Below are 22884 nucleotides of genomic sequence, written 5' to 3'. Positions count from 1 at the left end.
CCCGGACGTTCGGAGACCTCAAGCCTATGGCCTGTCGCCTCTCCGCCCGCACCTCTCCGCCCGCACCGTCGGCCCCGCGTCAGGCGAGGGCGGGTGAGGGAACGCTGCGGCGCGGGTCGAGGAGGCCGGGGTCGGTGGCCATGAAGACGTCCATGGAGTCGCTGTGCCATCCCGCGGCGAGCAGGGGGCGGGTCGCCACGTGGGGCGCGGGCAGGCAGACCGTGGCCCGGCCTCCGGGCGGGTCCAGCGTCGCGAGCACGGCGACGACCGCGTCCCTGACCGCGTTGGCGCCCGCCGCGGGGTCCGCGGCCAGGTGGGTGACGCCGTACTCGGGCTCGGCGCCGCCCACGGCGGCGGCGGCGACCACCGCGCCGTCACGGGAGACGAGGAGCGCCCGTCCGCCGGGACGGGCCACCCAGGCGGCGTGGTCGGCGGCCCGGTCCACGCCGGTCCACTCCAGTTCCAGCGCGGCGACCTCGCCGGGACCGGTCTCCGAGACGGTCCAGCCGCGCGGGAGGCGAAGGGCGCGCACGTCGCCGCCCAGGTAGAGGAGCGGCCACCAGGCGTCCAGGCCGGACCTCGTGTACAGCGGCAGCGCGTGCGCGTGCAGGCTGCTGAACGTCATGCGCCGGGGGGTGTCCTGCCAGAGGGCCCTGAGCATCGCGTTCCCCGCTCCGCGGCCGTGGGATCGGGGGTCGACGAACAGGTCGCAGAGCATCGTCACCGCGTCCGGCCCGTCGCCGATCCTGCGGGTCGCGCCGAACCCGGTCACCGTGCCGTTCTGCTCGGCGACGACCACCCGGCCGTGGGCCAGCAGGTGACCGACGTACGCCGGATCGGCTCCGGTCCACTCCTCTCCCTGGCCGGTGGCCACGGCCACCGCCGCGATGGCGTCGAGGTCCTCGAGGGTTGCGCCCCTTATGTACGTGTTTGTCACGGCCATACTGTGCCACAGCTCTCAGCCTGGAAGCCCTCCCCCGGAAGGACGCGAAATAGTGACGCGATCTCTCCCGGAGCGGCTCCGCCCCCTCTTTCCGCGCCCCGCGGGCCTTGGGCCCGGTCCGGTGCGGGCGGATCCCAGGCATAACTCCCATCAAACCGGGCAAATAGTGATAAATGGCACACATCTCCCGTCTTAGGGGGTTTCGATGCCGCGAATCACCGCCGTCGAGTGCGTCCTCCCCCCGAACCGGTACGCCCAGGAGGAGATCACCGACCGGCTGGCGGAGCTGTGCCCGATCCCGGAGGACGTCCGCCCCCTCCTCGACCGGCTGCACACGAGCACCCGCGTCCGTGAGCGCCACCTCGTGCTGCCGATCGAGAAGTACGCCAAACTCGACGGATTCGGCGCGGCGAACGAGGTCTACGTCGACGCCGCGGTCGATCTGGGGGCGGAGGCGGTCGCCGCCGCGCTCGAGGCGGCCGGCCTGGAGGGCTCCGACGTGGACCTGATCATCGTCGCCTCCACCACCGGCGTGGCCGCGCCCTCGCTGGACGCCAGGATGGCCGGGCGGCTCGGGCTGCGCCCCGACGTCAAGCGGCTCCCGGTCTTCGGCCTCGGCTGCGTCGCCGGAGCGGCCGGGATCGCGCGGCTGCACGACTACCTGCGCGGCGCGCCCGGCGAGGTCGCCGTACTGCTCACGGTGGAGCTCTGCTCCCTCACCCTGCAACGCGAGGACAGCTCGATCGCGAACCTGATCGCGAGCGGCCTCTTCGGGGACGGCGCCGCCGCCGTCGTGGCGTGCGGCGACGAGCGGGCCGGCTCCGGCCCCGCCGTGGTGGCCACGCGCAGCCGCCTCTATCCCGACTCCGAAGGGGTGATGGGCTGGGACGTGCGCGACAGCGGCTTCCAGGTGGTGCTGGACGTGCGCATCCCCGAGCTGGTCCGCGAGCACCTGGCCGACGACATGCGCGAGTTCCTGGCCGACCAGGGGCTGACGACGAAGGACGTGACGGCCTGGGTCTGCCACCCCGGCGGCCCGAAGGTGCTCCAGGCCGTCGCCGCCGCCCTCGACCTGCCCGAGGGCGCGCTGGACATGACCTGGCGCTCGCTCGCCCAGGCGGGGAACCTCTCCTCCGCCTCGGTGCTGTTCGTGCTGCGGGACACTATGGCGTCACCGCAGCCGCCGCCTCCGGGCACGCCGGGCGTCCTGCTCGCGATGGGCCCCGGCTTCTGCTCCGAACTCGTCCTGCTCCGCTGGTAGGCGACGCCGTGAGCTGGTACGCCCTGCTCGTTCTCGCGGTGGCGGCGGAACGCGTCGCCGAGCTGGTCGTGGCCCGGCGCAACACCCGGTGGAGCCTGGCCCGGGGCGGTGTGGTCAGCGGACGCGGCCACTACCCGGCGCTGGTGGCGCTGCACACCGGGCTGCTCGTCTCCTGCCTGGTCGAGGTACGCCTGGCCGGTCGGCCGTTCGTCCCGGCGCTCGGCCTGCCCATGCTCGCCCTGGTCCTGGCCGCGCAGGGACTGCGCTGGTGGTGCGTCGCCACGCTCGGCTCCCGATGGAACACCCGCGTGATCGTGGTGCCGGGGATGCCGCCGGTGCGGCGCGGGCCGTACCGGCTGGGCCGGTTACGCCATCCCAACTATGTGGCCGTGGCGGTGGAGGGCGTGGCGCTGCCGCTGGTGCACTCCGCGTGGCTGACGGCGATCGGGTTCACCGTACTCAACGCGGCCCTGATGGCGGTCCGGATCAGGTGCGAGGACGCCGCCCTCGCGGCCGCGGCCCGGTGAAGAACGGCTCCGGAGAAGAGAAGACGGAAGGCCCGGCTCCCATGAGGGAGCCGGGCCGAGTCGTGGCGGCGCCGGTACGCGCCGTCATGTCCTCCGTTTAGCGGTGGCCCCATCCGTGGCCGGTGGCCTTGACGTAGGCGGACGCCTCGGAGCCCTTCAGCCGGCGGTCGCCGTCGAAGCGCACGGCCCAGGTGCCGGACTGGGTGGCCCGGACCTTGGTCGCGAAGCGGCCGGAGCCGTCGGTCTTGGCGGTCTGGACGTACTTCCAGCGCCGGGAGCCCTGAGGCTGGAAGTAGACCGTGATGTCCTTGCCGCCGAGCCAGTGCCAGTCGTGCCAGTAGCCCTGGCCCTCGCGGCAGTCCTTACCCCGGCCCCAGCTGCCGCTGTAGCCGTTCCAGTCGTAGTACCAGTCGCTGTAGCACTGCGCGACCTCGAGCTTGCCCCGCAGGTCAAGCCGGCTCCCCTTCCGAACCGACTTGGGGGAGGCGGTGAAGCTGTCGATGCGGGTGGCCTTCGGCCCCTTCGGCTCGGACGGACGCTGCCGGTCGTCGTGCTTCACGGAGAAGGTCCGGTCGGCGGTGATGACCTTGCCGTCGTAGCCGAACGCCTCGACGTGGACGGTCCAGGTGCCCGTCCTGTGGCTCCAGTCGAAGTTCCAGGACTGCGACTTCGTGTCCCACTTGGCCCCGCGCAGCCGCTCCGGGTTGTCGTCCTTGCGCGCCACCCCGTGGCCGTGGCCGCCGCCGTGGCCGCCGCCCCGGGGCTCCACGACCTCGATCTTGACGTCCTTGACGTCCTTGGTCCGGACGGTCGCGGTGACGCTGACCGAGCCGCGCCGGCCGACGACGACCGTGCCGGGGCTGACGTCGACCGACACGATCCGGGAGTCGGCCCGGTAGAAGGAGGCGTCGGGCGTCTGGGAGACCTGCGGGCTCGGGCCGCGGGTGGCGTTCGGCGCGTTCGCGAAGGCCGGCGTGGCCGTCGCGAGCGCCGTGGCGCCCATGACAGCCACCGCCAGAGTGGCGGTGATGCGTTTCACCATGAGGGTTCTTTCCTCTCCCCGTTTGTGAACGCGCCCCGGCACGGGGCGCGCTTACGTCAAGAGACGTGTAAAGGAAGAGAAAAGTTGCCCCTAAAACATCACAAATTCGCAACTAGCCTTCTAAATAGGGTGATATCACCCTGAGGCGACACCGGTGTCCGAACCGTAGTGCGCGGTCCCCCCGAACTCGACCTGCCAGGTGCCCCCGGTCTTGACCGGCGCCCGGCTCTCGAACCAGCCGTCCTTGTTCGTGACGGCGGTCCCCATGTTCCTCCAGTCGGCCGCGCCCGACTCGCGGAATCGGATCGTGACCTCCTGCCCGGCGAACGGCCGGTAGTCGACCTGGCCCTTCGGGTCGACCCGCATGAGGGTCCCGGTGACGCGCGTGCCGTCGCCGCCGCGGTTCACGTTGATGCCTTCGAACCGCGTCGACCGGCGGAGGTAGAAGGTCGTGTAGCTGTTGACGGTGGCGCCGTTCGCGCCCTTGGCGGTGGCGACCACGGTCCACTGGCCGCTCGGGTACCAGCGGGACAGCCCCACCTCAGGTTGGAACCGCCACTTCTCCCACCCGGTGGACCGTCCCACGCCCTGGCCGCCCTGGGTGGACCGCGTGCCCGAGACGGAGACGGAGCCGGTGCTCCCGTCGATGAGCGGGCGCATCGGGGCGGCCCCGGGCCGGGGCGGGACGACGGCCGGGGCGGCGCCCGGGGACTGTCCGTTGGAGGCGGCCGGCGGCGGGCCGGGCTCGACCTTGACGGTGACCGCGCGGTCGCCGCGCGCCCCGCGCGCGACCACGTCGACCACCAGCTTCACTGATCCCGACGGGCCGACGACCGGGTCGCCCGGCTGCACGGTGACGGATCGGATGGCCAGCTCGTCGTCGGCCAACGCCGGTGTCTGCGCCGCCCCGAGGGCGGCCAGCGGGACGGCGGCCGCGACGGCCGCCCTGGCGATTAGACGTCTGCTCATGGCCGAAGACCGTAGGCAGGCCCGGGTAATGCCCCCGGGGTGGAAACCCACCCCGGATGGCAAAACGTCACCCGATCCGGCTCGTCCGGCTCACTCGTACAGCGTGGCGATCAGGTCGGCGTACTTCGCGTGGATGACCCGCCGTTTGAGCTTCAGGCTTGGCGTGAGCTCCTCGGTCTCCGGCGTCCACTCGACGGGCAGCAGCCGCCACCTCTTCACCTGCTGCACCCGGGCCAGTTTGGCGTTCGCCGCGTCGACGGCGGTCTCGACCGCCTTCAGCACGTCGGGGTGCCCGGCCAGCTCGGCGAAGTCGTCGAACTCGATGCCGCGCGCCCGCGCCCACCCCGGGGCCACCTCGGCGTCCAGGGTCAGGATCGCCACCGGGTACGGCCGGCGGTCGCCGTACGCGAGGGCCTGCCCGATCAGGGGGTGCGCCTTGAGCGTGTTCTCGATGTTGGCCGGCGAGATGTTCTCGCCGCCCGCGGTGATGATCAGCTCCTTCTTGCGGTCCACGATCCGGACGAAGCCGTCCGCGTCGATGGAGCCGACGTCGCCGGTGCGCAGCCAGCCGTCCGCGTCGAAGAGCCCCTCGTCCGGCCGGTTGAGGTAGCCGCCGGTGTTGAGCGGGCCGCGGGTGAGGATCTCGCCGTCCCCGGCGATCCGCACCTCGACGCCCGGCTCGGCCCGGCCGACCGAACCCAGCTTGTACGCCGCGGGGGTGTTGGCGGTGAACGCGCCGGTCGTCTCGGTCATGCCGTACACGTCGATGACCTTCATGCCGAGGCCGGCGAAGAAGCGCTGTACCTCGGCCGGCAGGGGCGCGGCGGCGGTGGCGAGCCAGCTCGCCCGGTCGAAGCCGATCAGCGACCTGATGGACGACAGCAGCGCGGCGTCCGCCCGGTCGTAGGCGGCCTGGATCTCCGGCGTGACGGACGAGCCGTACTGGCCGGCCTCGACGTAGGCGAGCCCGGCGGTCATGGCCGCGCGGACCTGCTCCTGCCGCTCTTCCGGCTGGGTGGCGAGCAGCGCCTGGAGCCGGGCGGCCATCTTCTCCCAGACGCGCGGCACGCCGAAGAACATCACCGGCCTGACCTGGGCGAGCGTCGGGGCCAGGTTCGCCAGGTCGGTGCAGAAGTGGACGTGGGAGACCTTGAAGAGCGGCAGGTAGAGGCTGAGCACACGCTCGGCGATGTGGGCGTAGGTCAGGTAGGAGATCTGTGCGCCCAAGGACGGCAGGTTCGTCATCCTGTCGGTGGCTACGGCCTCGTAGGCCAGGTTCGCGTGGGTGAGGGGGACGCCCTTCGGGTCACCGGTGGTGCCGGAGGTGTACAGGACGGTCGCCACGTCGCCGGGGCCGACCGCCCGCCAGCGCGCCTCGACGGCCTCCGGGTCGGCCGCCAGCCGCTCCGCCCCGAGGGCGAGGAAGTCGTCCCAACTCAGGAAGCGGTCGTCGCGGGGAGGCGTCCCGTCGAGCACGACGACCTTCTCCAGCAGGGGCAGCCGCGGCAGGATCGGCTCCCACCGGGCCAGCTCGGCGGAGCCGACGACGGCCACCCTGGCCCCGACGTCATGGGCGATGTACGCCACCTGGTCGGCGGTGAAGGTGCTGTAGACCGAGCAGGCGAACGCGCCCGCGTGGACCGCCCCGAGGTCGGCCAGGACGTGCTCGCTGCGGTTGACCATCATCAGGGCGACCGCGTCGCCGGGGTCGACGCCCAGCGCGGCGTACGCGGCGGCGATCTCCAGGACCCGCCGCCGTGCCTCGGCGTAGCTCAGCGTGCGCCAGCCGCCTTCCACGGGATCGGAGTAGGCGGGGGCGTCGGGATGTTCGGCGGCGGTCCGCCTCAGCTGTGCACAGATCGTCAGGCCCGCGATCTCGCTTTCGATCGCGGCGCGCTCCTCAAGGACCCCGGGCATCGCGCCTCCAAGTGCGTGGAGTCTTGGACGAGTGGCATGCATCGCACCACATCGGACGCGCAGCGACAAGACCCACTTCTCTCGACGTTTCGCGCTTGCTCGCAGCACGACGGGGCAGACATCGGTAATACCCGCCGGGGGCGGTTCGGGGGTGGTCCTGGGCGTGTGGGAACAGGGCATGGAGTCGCAGACGGGAGCGCGTGAGCGGACGTTCTTCGGGCATCCGCGCGGCCTGGCGACGTTGTTCGGCACCGAGATGTGGGAGCGCTTCAGCTATTACGGGATGCGCGCGATCCTCGTGCTCTTCCTCACCGCTTCCCCGGCCCGCGGCGGGATGGGACTGCCCGGGGTGACCGCGATCGGCGTCTACGGCGTCTACATCGCCTCGGTCTACCTGCTCGCCCTGGCCGGCGGCTGGCTCTCCGATCGGGTCTTCGGCGCGCGCCGGGCCGTGCTGTACGGCGGGAGCGTCATCATGGCCGGGCACGTGAGCATGGCCGTACCGTCCGGCGGCGGGTTCGTGTGGCTCGGCCTCATCCTGATCGCGCTGGGCAGTGGCATGATGAAACCGAACATCTCGGCGATGGTCGGCGACCTCTACCGGCACGAGGACGACGCCCGGCGCGACTCGGGCTACTCGGTGTTCTACATGGGCGTCAACGTCGGGGCGTTCGCCGGGATCCAGGTGGTGCCGTGGCTCCAGCGGGGCGACCGCTGGCACCTCGCGTTCGGCGCGGCGGCGGTCGGCATGGCCTTCGGGCTCCTGCAGTACGTGCTGGGCAAGCGGCATCTGAAGGGCGCGGGCGAGCACGCGGAGCACCGGCTGACCCCGGAGGAACGCGCCCGGTTCGTCCGGGTCGCGCTGCCCTCGGGAGGCGCGGCGGTCGCGGCGATGGTCCTGTGGGCGGTCACCGGCACCCTCAACCTCGACCGGTTCACCATCGTGCTGACCGTGGTGTCCGCCGCGGTGCCCGCGGCGTACTTCGCCTTCCTGTTCCTGGGCTCGCACGAGATCACGCCGCGGGAGCGGACCCGGCTGGTCGCGTACTTGTGGCTGTTCATCGCGGCCGCGATCTTCTGGATGATCTACGACCAGGCGGGCGGGGCGCTCACGCTCTTCGCCCAGCATCAGACCGACCTGAACGTCCTCGGCTTCGAGATCCCGGCCGGGTGGGTGTCCAACGTCAACTCGCTCGCGATCATCATCCTGGCGCCGGTGTTCGCGGAGATCTGGATCAAGGCGGGCGACCGGTTCGGCACGCCGCTCAAGTTCGCGGCCGCGCTCGTGCTGGTCGGCCTCAGCTTCGTGGTGATGGCCCTGGCGGCGGACGCGGCGTCCGGCGGGACCAAGGTGTCGATCATGTGGCTGATCTCGGTGTACCTCGTGCAGACGCTCGGCGAGCTGTTCATCAGCCCGGTCGGGCTGTCGGTCACCAACAAGCTCGCCCCGCAAGCGTTCGTCAACCAGATGATGGGCGTCTGGTTCCTCGCGGTCGCCCTGGGCGACTCCATCGGCGGCCAGGCGTACCGGCTCACCCGCGTGGTGCCGATGCCGTGGTATTTCCTGATCCTCGCCATCTTCGCGGTGATCGCGGGTCTCGTCATGCTGGCCTGCGCTCGGAGACTCTCCCGGCTTATGGGAGACTGAACAGACGTGAACCACGTGCTCGACCTCGCCGGAATCTTTGTCTTCGCCCTGTCCGGCGCGCTGGAAGGCGTCCGCAAACGGCTCGACGTTGTCGGCATGGCGGTCCTGGCCTTCTTCACCGCCGTCGGCGGCGGCATCATGCGCGACCTGTTCATCGGCGTGCCGCCCGCCGCGTTCCGCGACACCGGATATCTCCTGGTGCCGATCGCGGCCACCGTCGTCGCGTTCTTCTGGCATTCACGGGTCGAGCGGGTCATGCCGGGCGTACTGGTGTTCGACGCGGCGGGCCTCGGCCTGTTCTGCGCGGTCGGGACGACCAAGGCGCTGCACTCCGGCATGGCCCCCTTGCACGCCGTGCTCCTCGGCGTCTGCACGGCGGTCGGCGGCGGCGTCATCCGCGACGTCCTGTCCGGCGAGATGCCGACCCTGCTCTACGACCGCCAGCTCTACGCCCTGCCCGCGATGCTCGGCGCGACCGCGATGGCCGTGCTGTACACGGCTGGCGTGCGCGGGTTCGTCGCCACCCTGTCCTCGGCCGTGCTCGCCTTCACGTTCCGCATCCTCGCCATGCGGTACGGCTGGCGCGCGCCCCTGGCGTGGGGCCTCAGAGGGTCGGTGTGAGCGGCTCGGCCGGACGGTAGCCGTACGAGCCGGTGCCGGCGGCGATGCGGTGGACCGCGTCGGTGAGCACGTCGGGCGGCTGGGTGAACGGGATCCTGACGTAGTGTTCGAGCGTCCCGTCCACGCCGAACCACGGGCCGGGCGCGATCCGCACGCCCCGCGCCGCGGCCGCGTCGGCGAGCGGGGTGGCGACCGGCGCGTCCAGCCTGATCCACAGTGAGCCGCCTCCGGGCGGCGGCGTGAACGTCCACGAGGGCAGCTCCGCGTGCAACGCCGCGGCGAGCGCCGCTCGTGAGGCGCGCAGCGAGCGGCACCGGTCGGCGCGGGTCTCCTCCAGGCGGTCGAACAGGTGGGTCACCGCGAGCTGCTCGACGATCGCGCCCGAGATGTCCACGGACGCCCGGAAGAGGGCGAGCCTGCGGACCAGCGCGGCGGTGGTGCGGATCCAGCCGACGCGCAGGCCACCCCACCAGAGCTTGGACGCGGAGCCGATGCTGATCACCCGGCCGTCGGTGTCGAAGGAGGCGAGCGGCCTGCGGGGGCCGACGTCGTCGAGCGCCAGCTCGGCCCAGGTCTCGTCGGCCAGCAGGATGGCATCGTTACGGCGTGCGGCGGCCACCAGCGCGGCCCGGTCCTCGTCCCCCATCAGGTGGCCGGTGGGGTTGTGGAAGTCCGGGATGACGTACGCGAGCCGGGCGGCCGACTGCCGGAGCGCGCACTCCAGCAGGTCGAGGTGCCAGCCGTCCTCCTGGATGCCGACCGGGACGAGCCGGGCGCCGCGCAGCCGCGCGACGTCGATGGCGTGCGAGAAGGTGGGCGACTCCACCAGCACCGGGTCCTGCGGGCCGACGAGCAGCGACATGACGAGGTGGATGGCGTGCTGGGCGCCCGCGGTGATCATGATCTGCTCGGGGCGGGTGGCGACGCCGCGCTCGCGGTACCTGCGGGCGACGGCCTCCCGCAGCGGCGCGACCCCGATCGGGTCGTACCCCATGCCCAGCGCGTACCGGTGGTAGGCCTCGGCCGCCGCCGCGATGGCGTCCCCGAGGTACGGCGTGGCGGGCGGCGCGGCGCAGTGCAGCGGCAGCCGTCCCTCGTCGTCGGACACGACCCAGGGGCCCTCGACGCCGAGCGCGGCGGGGTCGGGCAGCGCGGTCCAGCTTCCGGCCCCCTGGCGGCTCTCCAGGTAGCCCTGCTCCCGCAGCCGGTCGTAGGCGGTGGTGACCGTGGTGCGGCTGACGCCCAGCTCCTCGGCGAGGTGCCGCTCGGCGGGCAGCCGCACGCGTACGGCGAGGCGGCCGTCGAGGATCAGTGACCGCACCGACTCGGCGAGTGCCTTGTAGTAGGGCCGCGTCTCGGCCGGGACCTGGACAAGGCGGGCCAGTTGCCGCGCACTAAGATATCGGTCCATAAAGCCAATTGTCCTGATTGGCCCTTTATTTACAAGTCAATGGCCCGGACCATGGGACCACTATGAGCGAACTCTCACTGCCCCGTGCCGGCTCGCTGCCCACCCGGCTCCTGCGGCTGTACGTCGGGCTGGCCGGCTACGGCGCCGGGATCGGCCTGCTGGTCCACTCCGGGCTCGGCCTCGATCCCTGGGAGGTGTTCCACCAGGGGATGTCCATCCGCACCGGCTGGTCGATGGGCCTGTGCATCAACCTCGTCGGCGCCCTCGTGCTGCTGCTGTGGATCCCGCTGCGCCAGCGCCCCGGCCTCGGCACGATCAGCAACGTGCTGGTGGTCGGGACCTGCGCCGACGCCACCATGGCGCTGGTGCCCGCGCCGTCCTTCTGGGTGGTGAAGTGGGCGTTCCTGCTCGGCGGCATCGTCTGCATCGCCGCCGCGTCCGGTCTCTACATCGGCGCCGGCTTCGGGCCGGGGCCGCGCGACGGGCTGATGACCGGGCTGCACCGCCTCGGCCTGTCCATCCGCGTGGCCAGAACCCTGGTGGAGCTGACCGTGCTCGCCGTGGGCTGGCTCCTGGGCGGCACCGTCGGCGTCGGGACGATCATCTTCGCCCTCACGATCGGGCCCACGACCCAGTTCTTCATGAAAGCTCTGCGCGCCGATCCTTCCCGTACGTATTAGCGTGATCCGCATGCGGATCGAGGACTACGCGCTCATCGGCGACATGCAGTCCGCCGCCCTCGTGGGGCGGAACGGCTCGATCGACTGGCTCTGCCTCCCCAGGTTCGACTCCCCCGCCTGCTTCGCCGCCCTCCTCGGCGACGCGTCCAACGGCCGCTGGAAGCTCGCCCCCGCGAGCGCCTTCGGCGCGAACGGCCCGGGCGGCCGAGGCGGCGGGGGCGAACCGGAGCCCATGGCCACCCGGCGGTCCTACCGGGACGAGACATTGATCCTGGAGACCGTGTGGGAGACGCCGACCGGCGCGGTCAAAGTGATCGACTTCATGCCGCCCCGGCAGTCCAACCCCGACCTGGTCCGGATCGTCGAGGGCCTGTCGGGCAGCGTCGAAATGGCCACCGATATCCGCATCCGCTTCGACTACGGCCGGATCGTGCCCTGGGTCCGCCGCGTGGACGGCCATCTGCTGGCCGTCGGCGGACCCGACTCGGTGTGGCTGCACTCCGCCGTCCCGCTGAAGGGCGGCGACTACCGCCACACCGGGACCTTCACCGTCTCGGCCGGGGACCGGGTGCCGTTCGTGTTCACCTGGCACCCCTCCCACCTGGACGGCCCCGAGCGCATCGACGCGTTCGAGCAGTTGACGGAGACCGAGCAGCTCTGGAAGGAGTGGGTCTCCACCTGCGACTACAAGGGCCGCTGGCGCGAGGCGGTGGTCCGCTCGCTGATCACCCTCAAGGCGCTGACCTACTCTCCGACCGGCGGCATCGTCGCCGCCCCCACGACCTCGCTGCCGGAGGACTTCGGCGGCGTGCGCAACTGGGACTACCGCTACTGCTGGCTGCGCGACGCCACGATGACCCTCGACGCCCTCGTCGGCACCGGCTACCTCGACGAGGCCCGCGCCTGGCGCGAGTGGCTGCTGCGCGCCATCGCCGGCCGCGCCGAGGACCTGCAGATCATGTACGGCGTGGCCGGCGAGCGGCGGCTGCCCGAGATGACGCTCGACTGGCTCGCGGGCTACGAGGAGTCCCGCCCGGTCCGCATCGGCAACGGTGCGGCGAGCCAGCTCCAGCTCGACGTCTACGGCGAGGTGGTCAACTCCCTGTACGTCGCCCGCCGCGGGGGGCTGCCGCCCAACGGCCACGCCTGGTCGCTGGTGCGCAAGCTGATGGACTTCCTGGAGAGCGGATGGGAGAAGCCGGACGAGGGTCTGTGGGAGGTCCGTGGCCCCCGGCGGCACTTCGTCCACTCCAAGGTCATGGCGTGGGTGGCCGCCGACCGCGCCGTCCGCCTGGTCCGCGAGCTGGAGCGCACCGGCCCGATCGAGCGCTGGACGGCGCTGCGCGACCGCATCCACGCCGAGGTGTGCCACAAGGGCTACGACTCCGAGCGCGGCACCTTCACCCAGTCGTACGGCTCACGCGAGCTGGACGCGGCGCTGCTGATGATCCCGATCGTCGGCTTCCTCCCGCCGCAGGACCCGCGGGTGCGCTCCACGATCGAGGCGATCGAGCGCGAGCTGATGGCGGACGGCTTCGTGCTGCGCTATCCGACCGCCGAGGACAACCCGGTGGACGGCCTGCCGGGCGGCGAGGGCGCGTTCCTCGCCTGCAGCTTCTGGCTGGCCGAGGCCCGGGCGATGGTGGGCCGCAGGAGGGAGGCGGTCGAGCTGTTCGAGCGGCTGCTGTCGCTGCGCAACGACGTCGGCCTGCTCGCCGAGGAGTACGACCCGCGCCGGGGCCGGCTGGCGGGCAACTTCCCGCAGGCGTTCAGCCACGTGCCGCTGATCCACACCGCGCAGGCCCTCAGCCTCTGACCCCGACCCAGGCCCCGGGCTCAGGGCCGGGCCTGGCCGGCGATCCTGGCCAGCAGCCGGGCGAACTCCGGCGGCGGCGCGATGACGAGGCGGGTCTGGCCGTCCTGCGCGATCACGTCCGCCTGGATGCGGGTGAGCCGCCACCCGTGCCCGGCGTCGATGTGCCACCAGTAGACGTGGGGGCTGAGCCCGTCGCGCCGCTCGTCGTACTCCCGCTGGGCGAAGATCCGCAGCCGCTCGATCGCGCGCACCACGCCGATGCCGTCCACGGGGTGGAGGGCCAGCACGCCGGGGTGGGGCAGCGCGACCAGCATGCCGTCGTCGGGGACCGGCACGTAGCGTTCCAGGCTGCGCAGGTGCGCCGCCGCGCTGGGCGCGGCGAGCAGCCCCGCCCGCACCCCGCCGAGGTCGATCCGCGACACCGCGGGCCGCTCGTCGGCCAGCGCGTTGGCCACGGCGACGTCGAGCGCCTCGGCCGGGGGGATGGGCCAGCAGAACGCCTCCTCGGGGCGTACCGGCCGGGCTCCGATGGTGAGCACCTCGATCAGGTCGGCGCTGAGATGGCGGCCGATGATCCGGGACGGGTCGGGGATCGCCGGGTCGTCGGCGGCGCGCACCCGGGTGCGCAGCAGCGGCCGGATCGGCGCCAGGTTGCACGCGTCGAACGGCTCGCCCGACACGGCGTGGGCGAGGTGCTCGGAGACGAGCATCGGCCAGTCCTCGCGGGACCGGCGGGCGGCCTCGCGCCGCAGCCCGACCAGGTTGACCACCCGCATCTGGCCCGGCCGGTCGTCCCGGCCGTCGCCGAGCGGCGGGGAGCCCATCGTCAGGGACGTCCCGTTCGGGGCGAACGAGCAGGTGAAGCCCATGGTCTCGGCGACCAGGGCGAGCAGGGAGTCGAGGTCGACGTCCTCGACGGATCTCGGTGCGGGAAGGTCAGGCCGCTTCCGGCCGCGCAGTCGCCGCAAGAGTCCCAAAGCACCATCCCTCCGCCGCGCCAGGATTTTTCCGGGCGCGTTTCAGGGTGCCCGCTCCGGATAGCGGAAGAGACCAGTCAGAGAACACGATTGCGTATCAATAACCCCATCCGCCTCCATCCACACACTGAACTGTGGTGAGCCGTGGCCGATGGGGAGGCCGGCGACGATCGGGACGCCGAGCGGGGCCAGCCGCCCGGCCACCACGTCGAGCACCTCGTCCGGGTCCCCGCAGCGCGTCCACGACCCGAGCGCGAACCCCGCCGCGCCGTCCAGGACGCCCGCCTGCAGGAGCTGCGTCAGCATCCGATCGATCCGGTACGGCACCTCCCCCACGTCCTCCAGGAGGACGATGTGGCCGTCCGCGCGGAAGCTGTACGGCGTGCCGCAGAGAGCGGCGAGCAGGCTGAGGTTGCCGCCGCCCAGCGGGCCCTCGGCCCGGCCCTGGAGGAGGACCCGGTCCCCGTGGACGGGCTCGGGCCGCTCGCCCGCGAACAGCGCCGCGCGGAGCCGGGCCAGCGTCTCCGGCTCGGGGCCCTCCGGGACGCCGAGGAGGAAGCAGGCGGGCATCGGGCCGAAGAGCGTCGCGACGCCGAGTTCCGCGGCGAACGCCCGGTGGAGCGCGGTGACGTCGCTCGACCCGAGAAGGATCTTCGGCCCGGCGGCGCGCATCGCGTCCCAGTCCAGCGCCCCGAACAGCCGGGTGGCGCCGTAGCCGCCTCTGGCGCAGATCACCGCGGACACCTGCGGATCGCACCAGGCGGCCTGGAGGTCGGCGGCCCGGGCGGAGTCGGGGCCGGCGAGGAACCCCTGCCTGCCGAGCGCCCGCGAGCCGACGATCACGTTGAGGCCGAGCCCGCGAAGAACGCCGGTGCCGCGTTCCAGCCGCTCGGGATCCACCGGACCGCAGGGGGCGACGACGGCGACGGTGTCGCCGGGACGCAGCCGGCGCGGACGTTCAACCACGACACGACCCGGTGTCGCTGCGTTCGTTCACCTCGCAAAGGGTGTCAGACTAGCCGTACCTATGCGACCTCCGACACACATCCTGGTTGTCAACGGCGTCAAGGTCCATCGTCCGGTGTTCGTGCTCGGCGCCCCCCATTCCGGCGCTGACCTGCTGGCCCGCGTACTGAAACGTTCCGCCGGCTTCCACGTGACGATGGGCCGCCCCGCCGTCGCCCGCGTCGTCTACGCGTTCGCGCGCCGGCCGTCGATCGCGCGCAGCGGCGGCGCGCCGAGCGTGATCAGGGACGCGCTGGCGGAGGCGTGGCGGATCGGCCCGGACGCCTGTACCGGGTGCCCCGCCGCCTGCCGGGAGGCGAGCGGCGTCGTCGAGGACGGCCCGTGCGTGCGAAGCCCGGCGCCCGCCGTGTTCGGCGACGCCGGGCCCGATCTGCTCTACAGCGCCCCGGTGCTGCTGCGGGCGTTCCCCGACGCCAGGTTCGTCCAGATCGTCAGGGACGGCCGGGACGTGGTCGCCGACATGCTGGCCGACCCCGCGTGCATGACCTGGTTCCGCCCCCACATGCTCAGCGAGGACGCCGAATTTCCCAGCCCATTCCTCGGGGTGCGATCGGCCGAGCACCGGGAGCGCTGGCTGAAGATGCCCGCCGCGGGCAAGTGCGCCCTGCGCTGGCGGGCCGCCGTACGGCTCAGCGCGACCCTGCGCAGGGAGCTGCCCCGCGAGCAGCTGCTGACGCTCCGTTACGAGGACGTGCTCGCCGAACCGGGCGAGGCCGTGGCGGCGACGGCGGAGTTCCTCTCGGCCCCGCTCTCCACGGCCGCCCTGTACGGCACGGCGCCCTCGCCGGCCGGGGCGTGGCGGGCGCGGCTGTCCGCCACCGATCTCGCGCTGGCCGAGAAGGTGGCGCGCGAGGAGCTCACGCGTCTGGGCTACCTGTGAACTGGGTCCGGTAGAGCTCGGCGTAGGCGCCGTCGCGGGCGAGCAGCTCGTCGTGGCCGCCCCGCTCGACGACCTGGCCGTCCTGGATCACCAGGATCGTGTCGGCCTCCCTGATCGTGGAGAGCCGGTGCGCGATCACCAGGGAGGTACGGCCGGCCAGCGCGATCTTCAGCGCCTTCTGCACCGCCGCCTCGGACTCGGAGTCGAGGTGGGCGGTGGCCTCGTCCAGCACGACGACGCTGGGGGCCTTGAGCAGCAGCCTGGCCAGCGCGACCCGTTGCTTCTCCCCGCCGGAGAGCCGGTACCCGCGGTCGCCGACGACCGTGTCCAGCCCCTCGGGGAGCGCGCTGACGAGGTCGACGATCTGTGCCGCCCGCAGCGCCTCCCAGATCTCCTCGTCGGTCGCCTCCGGCCGGGCGTAGCGCAGGTTGTTGCCGATCGTGTCGTGGAACAGGTGCGAGTCCTGCATGACGACGCCGACCGTGTCCCTGATGCTGTCCATGGTGGCGTCCTTGACGTCGCGTCCGTTGAGCCGGACGGCGCCCTCGTTCACGTCGTAGAGGCGGGAGACCAGCGACGTGATCGTGGTCTTGCCCGCGCCGGAGTGGCCGACCAGGGCGACCAGCTCTCCGGGCCGCGCCGTGAACGACACCCCCTGCAGCACCGGCTGCGACGGGCCGGTGTCCGGCCGGGCGACGGACTCGAGCGAGGCCAGCGACACCTCGGACGCCGCGGGGTAGCGGAAGTGGACGTCGTCGAACTCGATCGTCACCGGCCCGGCGGGGACGGGGCGGGCGTCGGGCGCCTGCGCGACCATGGGCTTCAGGTCGAGTACCTCGAAGACCCGGTCGAAGCTGACCAGCGCGGTCATCACGTCGACGTGGACGTTCGACAGGCTGGTGAGCGGGCCGTACAGGCGCATCAGCAGGGCGGCGAGGGCGACCAGCGTGCCCAGTTCGAAGGCGCCTCCGATGGCGAAGGCGCCGCCGAGGCCGTAGACGAGCGCGGTGGCGAGCGCGGCGACCAGGCCGAGCGCGATCCGGAAGACCGCGCCGTACATCGCGACGATCACGCCGATGTCGCGCACCCGTCCGGCCCGCCCGGCGAAGTGGACCGCCTCGTCCTCGGGCCGGCCGTACAGCTTGGCCACCATGGCGCCGGCGACGTTGAACCGTTCGGTCATCAGCGAGCTCATCTCGGCGTCGAGCTGCATCTGCTCGCGGGTGAGGGCCGACATGCGGCGCCCGACCCATTTCGCCGGGAAGATGAAGATCGGCAGCAGGATGAGGGCGACCAGGGTGATCTGCCAGGACAGCGCCAGCATGGCGCCGAGCACCACGACCAGGCTGACGACGTTGGACACCACGGACGACAGGGTGCTGGTGAGCGCCCGCTGCGCGCCGATGACGTCGCTGTTGAGCCGGGACACGAGCGCGCCGGTCTGCGCCCGCATGAAGAACGCCACGGGCATGCGCTGCACGTGGTCGAAGACCTCGGTGCGGAGGTTGTAGATCAAGCCCTCGCCGATGCGGGCGGAGAACCACCGCTGGGCCAGGCCGATCAGCGCGTCGACCACGGCGAGCCCCGCGATGCCGACGGCCAGCCAGACCACGACGTCGACCCGGCGCGGCACGATGCCGTCGTCGATGACCGACTTCATCAGCAGCGGATTGGCGACCACGATCAACGCGCCGACCACCACCAGCGCGAGGAAGCCGCCGATCTGCCGCTTGAACGGCCGGGCATACCCCGCGATGCGCCGGACGGTGCCGGGCGCGAGCCGTTCCTTGGTCACCGAGCTGTCACGCCGGAGAGACCGCATCACCTGGGGGCCGTAGCCCCCGCCCATCATCGCCACGCTCATCCTCCCGCTTGTGAAGCACCGGGGAGGATACCGCCCATTCCCGGAGTCAGCTGGAGGCGAACAAGGCTCGGATGCGGAGCGCCTGCTCGGCGCGTTCGGCCGCGGCCTGCTCCTCCAGGGTCCGGCCGGGGGCACCCTGAAGCAGCCGTTTGGTCGCGGCCGCGGCGTCCCGGTTCGTGCCGAGCAGCGCCGCGGCGAGGTCCCGTACGGCCGCCGGCAGCTCCTCACCCGGGACCACCAGCTCGGCCAGGCCGAGCCGGTGCGCCTCGTCAGCGCCGACGGTGCGCGCGGTCAGGCAGATCTCGATCGCCCGGGAGACGCCGACGATGTCGACGAGCGGCTTGGTGCCGGTGAGATCGGGGACCAGCCCGAGCGCCGGCTCCTTCATGCAGAACTTGACGTCCTCCGCGACGACCCGCAGGTCACAGGAGAGCGCGAGCTGGAACCCGGCGCCGATCGCGTGACCCTGGACGGCGGCGATGGAGACGATGTCAGGCCGGCGAAGCCACAGGAAACCGCGCTGGGCCTCGGCGACCGCCTGCTCGAAGGCTGCGTCGTCGAGCGTGGCGACCGTACCGAATGATCCCTGCCCGGGCACCCCCTCGGGCGTGAACATGCGCAGATCGATGCCCGCTGAGAAGGACGGCCCCTCACCACGGATCACGACCACCCGTACCTGGCCGGGGAGGCTCTCCCCGATCCTGGCCAGCGCCGACCAGGTGGCGAACGTCTGAGCGTTACGCCGTTCCGGCCGATCAAGGGTGATGGTCGCGATCTCGCCGTCCACCTCACAGCGCAGTCCGATCTCCGCGAGCTCAGCCGCCGAGATCGCCTCCGTGCTCCCCCCAAGTGTCGCGTCCGCCATCCACAGCTCCTGCGTCCGTCGTTTTCCGCGGTCCCGCCCGAGCCTACCGAATATCGTTCTGATGGCTCTTGGCGGGACCGTACGACGTCTGGAACGTGCGGCTGCGGTCGCGCGCCCGCGAGGCGGATCTCTAGCGCTTGGACTTCCCTCGGGTCGCCCCGCCGCGCCCGCGCAGAGCCACGCCGGACTCGCTCAGGATGCGGTGGATGAACCCGTAGGACCGGCCGGTCGAAGCGGCCAGCGCGCGGATGCTCTCACCCGCGGCGTACCGCTTCTTGAGATCGCTGGCCAGCTTTTCACGGTCGGCCCCGGTCACCCGGGTGCCCTTCTTAAGAGTCTCGGCCACGAGTACCTCCTGTAGTGCCAGACTTCCGCAGCGTTACTCAGGCCATGATCAGTCATTTCCGCGGGATCGGCTACCTACTCAGCCGGAAAAGATCCCTACCCGCTCAAATTAAGATCAGGCGAGGGCCACAAGATCGGAAAATTCGTCACTCCACGCGTCCTCTACCCCGTCCGGCAAGAGGATCACCCGATCGGGCTGGAGCGCGTCGACGGCGCCCTCGTCGTGCGTGACGAGTACGATCGCGCCGGCATACGAGCGCAGCGCCGACAGGACCTGCTCCCGCGAGGCCGGATCGAGGTTGTTGGTGGGCTCGTCGAGCAGCAGCACGTTGGCGCTCGACAGCACCAGCGTCGCCAGGGCGAGCCGCGTCTTCTCCCCGCCGGACAGGACGCCCGCGGGCTTGTCCACGTCGTCGCCGGTGAACAGGAACGAGCCGAGCACCTTGCGCAGGTCCACGTCGGCCAGGTCGGGGCCGGCCGAGCGCATGTTCTCCAGGACCGTGCGGTCGGGGTCGAGCGTCTCGTGCTCCTGGGCGTAGTAGCCGAGCTTGAGGCCGTGGCCGGGCCGCACCTCGCCGGTGTCGGGCTGCTCCAGACCGCCGAAAATGCGCAGCAGTGTGGTCTTGCCCGCGCCGTTGAGGCCCAGGATGACCACCCGGGAGCCGCGGTCCACGGCGGCGTCCACGTCGGTGAAGACCTCCAGCGAGCCGTACGACTTCGACAGCCCGGCCGCGGTGAGCGGGGTCTTGCCGCAGGGGGCGGGCTCGGGGAAGCGCAGCTTGGCGACCCGGTCGCTGCGCCGCTCACCCTCGACGCCGGACAGCATCCGGCGGGCGCGGCGCTCCATGTCCTGCGCGGCCTTGGCCTTGGTGGCCTTGGCCCGCATCCGGTCGGCCTGGGCGAGCAGCACCGACGCCTGCTTCTCGGCGTTGGCCCGCTCGCGCTTGCGGCGCTTCTCGTCGGTCTCGCGCTGGGTGAGGTAGGCCGTCCAGCCAACGTTGTAGGTGTCGATCACGCAGCGGTTGGCGTCCAGGTGCAGAACCCGGTTTACCGTCGCTTCAAGTAGGTTGACATCGTGGCTGATGATCACCAAGCCGCCCTGGTGAGATCGCAAAAAATCACGAAGCCACCCGATCGAGTCGGCATCGAGGTGGTTTGTCGGCTCGTCAAGCAGGAGAGTCTCCGCTCCGCTGAAGAGAATCCGGGCCAGCTCGACCCGGCGGCGCTGCCCTCCTGAGAGGGTCTCCAGGGGCTGGGTGAGCACCCGGTCCGGCAGGCCGAGGCTGGAGGCGATGGAGGCGGCCTCCGACTCGGCCGCGTACCCGCCGAGGACATGCAGCCGGTCCTCCAGCCGCCCGTACGCGCGGACGGCCCGGTCGCGGGTGCGCGTGTCGTCGGCGGCCATGCCCTGCTCGGCGGCGCGCAGCTCACGCAGCACATCGTCCAGCCCGCGGGCGGACAGAATGCGGTCGCGAGCGAGGATGCTCAGGTCGCCCGAGCGGGGGTCCTGCGGAAGGTAGCCGACGCTGCCGGTGGCGGTGACGGAGCCGACGGCGGGGATGCCCTCGCCCGCGAGTACCTTGGTCAGCGTGGTCTTTCCGGCGCCGTTGCGGCCGACCAGGCCGATCTTGTCGCCCGGGTTCACCCGGAACGAGGCGCCCTCGATGAGCAGCCGGGACCCGGCGCGCAGCTCGATATCAGTTGCAATGATCATGATCAGGGGAACATCCCGTGTGGTGGGGTCAGGACCGGCGCGTGGTCGCACGAACGCCCGGAGGGGTGCCAGAGCGGGTCCGTGCGATCTCGGGGAGATGATCTAGTCGGGAGCGCGCATAGCGCCCAGTGTACGGCCTGCGCACCGCTCCTCCCGGGACCATAAGATCCACGGCGGCTCCTCAGGGTCGCCGGGCTGTACCGGTTCAGCCGACGACGCGGACCCGGACCGCGCGGAACGTCGCCGGCGTCTCCCTGAGAACGGCCAGCCGAGGATCGGGCACCGTGAGGAACGGCGGCTGCTCCAGGGCGAGCAGCGGGGCCAGCCGCCGGTCACGGCGCACACTGTCGATCGCCCGCCGATCCCCGCCGAGCACGACCGCCTCCAACTCACCGGCGTACGGCAGCAGCACGCGCGCGGCGACGTCGGCCGCCGCCTCCAGCGCCTCGGCCGACTGCTTCTCCCTGCGCCGGGCGAACCGCTGCTGCGACCACCCTCCCGCCGCGCTACGGCCGTGGACCTGCCGGGAGCCGACCTTCGACGCCACCAGCCGCTCCCCGTCGAACACGCCCGCCGCGTGACCGCCGAGCCGTACGAGCAGGACACCGACCAAGCGGTCGCGGCGCGCGTGCACGGCGAGCGCCGCCACCGGGTCGCCAAGCGCGGCCTCGGAGTGCTCGGTGTCCGCTCCCACTCCGTGCCCCGCCCCCTGGTCGGCGACGCGCGCCAGGTCCCGTCGGGCGCCGCCCTCGGGCTCAACCGCCCGGATGGCGGCCTGTTCCAGGGCTTCTGCCAGCATCAGGGGCGGGAACGGGACGTGCAATTCGGCCACCGCCCCGTCGGCGGCGGTCAGCCGTACGAGATCGGGGGTCACGATCGCCTCGGCGCCGCCGTGCCGGGCCGCGAAGCCGTCCGCCCAGCGCTCAACGCGCTCCGGGGCCACCGTGACCCATCTGCCCCCACCCGCGGCCGGTCGTGCCGTCATGGGACCCGAGGTTATCCCCTACTGGCCGGGCTGCTCCGGCGCGCCGCGAACCTCTGGTGATGCCGCCGGCGCGGCCATCGCGCGCTTTCCCGCCACACCCGCTTCCCACGGTTACGCCCCTGCACCATGTGGCACACGGCCCAACCCGGCGTGCCGGCAGCCGTCGGCAAGGCAAAGGCAGGCGTGGGCCTGCCGGACGTGGCTGCGCCCTGTGTTTCAGAAGGGCGGGATGTCCTCGGCCGGGTCAACCGGCGGACCGGGCCGAACAGTGACCTCCTGTGCCGTGTCCGGTTTGGAGAGGGGCTCTTCCCACCAGGCGGGTTCATACCGATAGGCCGGCACGTAGGGCAGCTCGTCGACGGCGGGGTCGGTGATGTTGCCCGCGCCGTGCCCGGAATCGGCGGGCCTGAGGTGGGCCCAGCCTGCCGGGGCGAACGGCTCGGGCAGCGGTTCGATGACCGGCGGCGGCTGGGCCGGGTACCGGTGGCCCGTCCGGCTGATCCACGTCACATGACCAGGCGCCGTCTGCACGACCTGCCAGCCGTTGTCACGCAGGTCATGGTCATGCGCGCACGCGGCGGCCAGGTTGCCCTCGCTCGTGGAGCCGCCCGCAGCGTAGGGGCGGGTGTGGTCCAGCTCCGACCGGATCGCCGGGGCACGGCAGCCGGGATGCGTACACGCCCTGTCCCTGACCTGGATGTGCCGCCGCAATCCAGCTCTGGGGAACCGCCGCCGCCCATCCCCGCCGTCCCTGTCACTGGCACCGTCATCAACCCCGCCCGCACCGGGACCTCGACCGGAATCAGCGCCGTTGCCCTCGCCCTCGTCGGGGGCGTGGTCCGGGTCGGCGGCCTCGTACTGGCCGAGGACGTCGGCGACCACGCCGGCCCAGCCGCCCAAGGCGTGCAGGTCGGCATGCAACGCGCGCAGCAGGGACAGCGGGAACTGCAGCTCGACGATCCCGCGACCGCGTACCGGCACCACCCGCGTATCTCGCTCCGATGCCCCGGCGACCCCCATCTCTTGGGCATGGTTGATCGCCGCACCGGCACGATGATCCGCTTCCGAGGGCCCGGGATGGCGGGGCCAGCCTCCGGGGCGACGCCGAGTAACCCCGGCGAACAACAGGTGCCCGTCCTCATCGCACACGGCGAACCGCCACTCGCCGCCGATCTGCCGCTTGGCGACGATACGAGCGAGATGAGCGTGAATGGGCCCCCATCCGGCCAGTTCGGCGGGCAGGTCGTCCAGATGCATCAGCGTGGACGCCCGCACCCGCAATTCGCCGGCCGCATACCCGAGGAACGCGCCATGACCGCCACCAGACGCTGCCCACACCTTCCCACCCCCTCGGGCACCCGCCCTCCTGTCAGTTTCGGCATCTGAACGCGCC

General features: G+C 72.0%; 20 protein-coding genes. 7 read left to right on the top strand and 13 right to left on the bottom strand.

The features are described 5' to 3' along the window. Positions 1-79 precede the first annotated feature (79 nt). The gene (locus AWQ71_RS12305; protein WP_169806556.1) at positions 80-937 is read right to left on the bottom strand and encodes a GNAT family N-acetyltransferase; all 858 of its coding nucleotides are present in this window, start codon (positions 935-937) and stop codon (positions 80-82) included. 211 nt (positions 938-1148) lie between these two features. Between AWQ71_RS12305 and AWQ71_RS12300 the strand changes: the two genes are divergently transcribed. Next, a complete protein-coding gene (locus AWQ71_RS12300; protein ID WP_067131669.1) occupies positions 1149-2204 on the top strand; it encodes a type III polyketide synthase in 1056 nt (351 codons plus the stop codon). Positions 2205-2212: 8 nt separating this feature from the next. After that, positions 2213-2731 (top strand): isoprenylcysteine carboxyl methyltransferase family protein, encoded by a 519-nt coding sequence (locus AWQ71_RS12295; RefSeq protein ID WP_067131666.1) that lies wholly within the window; start codon positions 2213-2215, stop codon positions 2729-2731. Positions 2732-2828: 97 nt separating this feature from the next. On the opposite strand, the gene AWQ71_RS12290 is transcribed toward AWQ71_RS12295, so the two are convergent. The 3 genes from AWQ71_RS12290 to AWQ71_RS12280 form a co-directional block, all read right to left on the bottom strand. Then, positions 2829-3773 carry a hypothetical protein gene (locus tag AWQ71_RS12290; protein WP_067131662.1) on the bottom strand — a complete coding sequence of 315 codons (945 nt, stop codon included), beginning with the start codon at positions 3771-3773 and terminating at the stop codon, positions 2829-2831. Between the two features lie 135 nt (positions 3774-3908). Continuing rightward, positions 3909-4742 carry a hypothetical protein gene (locus tag AWQ71_RS12285; RefSeq protein ID WP_067131659.1) on the bottom strand — a complete coding sequence of 278 codons (834 nt, stop codon included), beginning with the start codon at positions 4740-4742 and terminating at the stop codon, positions 3909-3911. A gap of 90 nt (positions 4743-4832) precedes the next feature. Further along, complete coding sequence (locus tag AWQ71_RS12280; protein WP_067131656.1) at positions 4833-6659, bottom strand: AMP-dependent synthetase/ligase; 1827 nt, start codon at positions 6657-6659, stop codon at positions 4833-4835. Between the two features lie 178 nt (positions 6660-6837). On the opposite strand from AWQ71_RS12280, the gene AWQ71_RS12275 reads away from it, so the two are divergent. Both AWQ71_RS12275 and AWQ71_RS12270 read left to right on the top strand, forming a co-directional pair. Continuing rightward, complete coding sequence (locus AWQ71_RS12275) at positions 6838-8307, top strand: peptide MFS transporter (RefSeq protein WP_084258817.1); 1470 nt, start codon at positions 6838-6840, stop codon at positions 8305-8307. Positions 8308-8313: 6 nt separating this feature from the next. Then, positions 8314-8928 (top strand): trimeric intracellular cation channel family protein, encoded by a 615-nt coding sequence (locus tag AWQ71_RS12270; RefSeq protein ID WP_067131653.1) that lies wholly within the window; start codon positions 8314-8316, stop codon positions 8926-8928. Here AWQ71_RS12270 and yczR read toward each other — a convergent pair. After that, positions 8912-10339: a MocR-like transcription factor YczR gene (gene yczR / locus AWQ71_RS12265; RefSeq protein ID WP_067131650.1), complete on the bottom strand. Its 1428-nt coding sequence runs from the start codon at positions 10337-10339 to the stop codon at positions 8912-8914. The genes AWQ71_RS12270 and yczR overlap by 17 nt on opposite strands. Positions 10340-10401: 62 nt before the next feature. Here yczR and yczE point away from each other — a divergent pair, with 62 nt between their 5' ends. Together yczE and AWQ71_RS12255 are read left to right on the top strand one after the other, a co-directional pair. Further along, complete coding sequence (yczE, locus tag AWQ71_RS12260; RefSeq protein ID WP_067131647.1) at positions 10402-11019, top strand: membrane protein YczE; 618 nt, start codon at positions 10402-10404, stop codon at positions 11017-11019. 10 nt (positions 11020-11029) lie between these two features. After that, positions 11030-12835, top strand: coding sequence for a glycoside hydrolase family 15 protein (locus AWQ71_RS12255; RefSeq protein ID WP_067132319.1), 1806 nt, complete (start codon positions 11030-11032; stop codon positions 12833-12835). A gap of 20 nt (positions 12836-12855) precedes the next feature. On the opposite strand, the gene AWQ71_RS12250 is transcribed toward AWQ71_RS12255, so the two are convergent. Beyond that, a complete protein-coding gene (locus AWQ71_RS12250; protein WP_245658240.1) occupies positions 12856-13812 on the bottom strand; it encodes a hypothetical protein in 957 nt (318 codons plus the stop codon). 42 nt (positions 13813-13854) lie between these two features. Continuing rightward, complete coding sequence (locus AWQ71_RS12245; RefSeq protein WP_067131643.1) at positions 13855-14778, bottom strand: S66 peptidase family protein; 924 nt, start codon at positions 14776-14778, stop codon at positions 13855-13857. A 61-nt stretch (positions 14779-14839) separates the two neighbouring features. Between AWQ71_RS12245 and AWQ71_RS12240 the strand changes: the two genes are divergently transcribed. Then, on the top strand, positions 14840-15718 hold the full coding sequence (locus AWQ71_RS12240; RefSeq protein ID WP_067131640.1) for a sulfotransferase family protein: 879 nt from the start codon (positions 14840-14842) through the stop codon (positions 15716-15718). Here AWQ71_RS12240 and AWQ71_RS12235 read toward each other — a convergent pair. The 6 genes from AWQ71_RS12235 to AWQ71_RS42620 all read right to left on the bottom strand — a co-directional run bounded on the left by AWQ71_RS12235 (position 15696) and on the right by AWQ71_RS42620 (position 22829). After that, the gene (locus tag AWQ71_RS12235; protein WP_084258816.1) at positions 15696-17576 is read right to left on the bottom strand and encodes an ABC transporter ATP-binding protein; all 1881 of its coding nucleotides are present in this window, start codon (positions 17574-17576) and stop codon (positions 15696-15698) included. The two genes, AWQ71_RS12240 and AWQ71_RS12235, sit on opposite strands and share 23 nt — an antisense overlap. Positions 17577-17628: 52 nt before the next feature. Further along, a complete protein-coding gene (locus AWQ71_RS12230; protein ID WP_067131634.1) occupies positions 17629-18447 on the bottom strand; it encodes an enoyl-CoA hydratase/isomerase family protein in 819 nt (272 codons plus the stop codon). 130 nt (positions 18448-18577) lie between these two features. Continuing rightward, positions 18578-18793 carry a helix-turn-helix domain-containing protein gene (locus tag AWQ71_RS12225; RefSeq protein ID WP_061255603.1) on the bottom strand — a complete coding sequence of 72 codons (216 nt, stop codon included), beginning with the start codon at positions 18791-18793 and terminating at the stop codon, positions 18578-18580. A 114-nt stretch (positions 18794-18907) separates the two neighbouring features. Then, positions 18908-20506 carry an ABC-F family ATP-binding cassette domain-containing protein gene (locus tag AWQ71_RS12220; protein ID WP_067131631.1) on the bottom strand — a complete coding sequence of 533 codons (1599 nt, stop codon included), beginning with the start codon at positions 20504-20506 and terminating at the stop codon, positions 18908-18910. Positions 20507-20711: 205 nt separating this feature from the next. Then, complete coding sequence (locus AWQ71_RS40075) at positions 20712-21491, bottom strand: acVLRF1 family peptidyl-tRNA hydrolase (protein WP_084258815.1); 780 nt, start codon at positions 21489-21491, stop codon at positions 20712-20714. 216 nt (positions 21492-21707) lie between these two features. Further along, positions 21708-22829, bottom strand: coding sequence for an HNH endonuclease (locus AWQ71_RS42620; RefSeq protein ID WP_169806555.1), 1122 nt, complete (start codon positions 22827-22829; stop codon positions 21708-21710). Positions 22830-22884 lie beyond the last annotated feature (55 nt).

Source organism: Microtetraspora malaysiensis (genome assembly GCF_001528665.1).
Classification (GTDB): Bacteria; Actinomycetota; Actinomycetes; order Streptosporangiales; family Streptosporangiaceae; genus Microtetraspora_A; species Microtetraspora_A malaysiensis.
Note: the sequence above shows the minus strand (reverse complement) of the source record. Positions and strands in the feature narration are given on the sequence as shown.

Excerpts from the sequence above, each read along its gene's own strand:
- AWQ71_RS12300 (WP_067131669.1), top strand. The coding sequence starts at position 1,149 with ATGCCGCGAATCACCGCCGTCGAGTGCGTCCTCCCCCCGAACCGGTAC.
- AWQ71_RS12290 (WP_067131662.1), bottom strand. The coding sequence starts at position 3,773 with ATGGTGAAACGCATCACCGCCACTCTGGCGGTGGCTGTCATGGGCGCC.
- AWQ71_RS12285 (WP_067131659.1), bottom strand. The coding sequence starts at position 4,742 with ATGAGCAGACGTCTAATCGCCAGGGCGGCCGTCGCGGCCGCCGTCCCG.
- AWQ71_RS12280 (WP_067131656.1), bottom strand. The coding sequence starts at position 6,659 with ATGCCCGGGGTCCTTGAGGAGCGCGCCGCGATCGAAAGCGAGATCGCG.
- AWQ71_RS12275 (WP_084258817.1), top strand. The coding sequence starts at position 6,838 with ATGGAGTCGCAGACGGGAGCGCGTGAGCGGACGTTCTTCGGGCATCCG.
- yczR (WP_067131650.1), bottom strand. The coding sequence starts at position 10,339 with ATGGACCGATATCTTAGTGCGCGGCAACTGGCCCGCCTTGTCCAGGTC.
- yczE (WP_067131647.1), top strand. The coding sequence starts at position 10,402 with ATGAGCGAACTCTCACTGCCCCGTGCCGGCTCGCTGCCCACCCGGCTC.
- AWQ71_RS12255 (WP_067132319.1), top strand. The coding sequence starts at position 11,030 with ATGCGGATCGAGGACTACGCGCTCATCGGCGACATGCAGTCCGCCGCC.
- AWQ71_RS12240 (WP_067131640.1), top strand. The coding sequence starts at position 14,840 with ATGCGACCTCCGACACACATCCTGGTTGTCAACGGCGTCAAGGTCCAT.
- AWQ71_RS12230 (WP_067131634.1), bottom strand. The coding sequence starts at position 18,447 with ATGGCGGACGCGACACTTGGGGGGAGCACGGAGGCGATCTCGGCGGCT.
- AWQ71_RS12220 (WP_067131631.1), bottom strand. The coding sequence starts at position 20,506 with ATGATCATTGCAACTGATATCGAGCTGCGCGCCGGGTCCCGGCTGCTC.
- AWQ71_RS40075 (WP_084258815.1), bottom strand. The coding sequence starts at position 21,491 with ATGACGGCACGACCGGCCGCGGGTGGGGGCAGATGGGTCACGGTGGCC.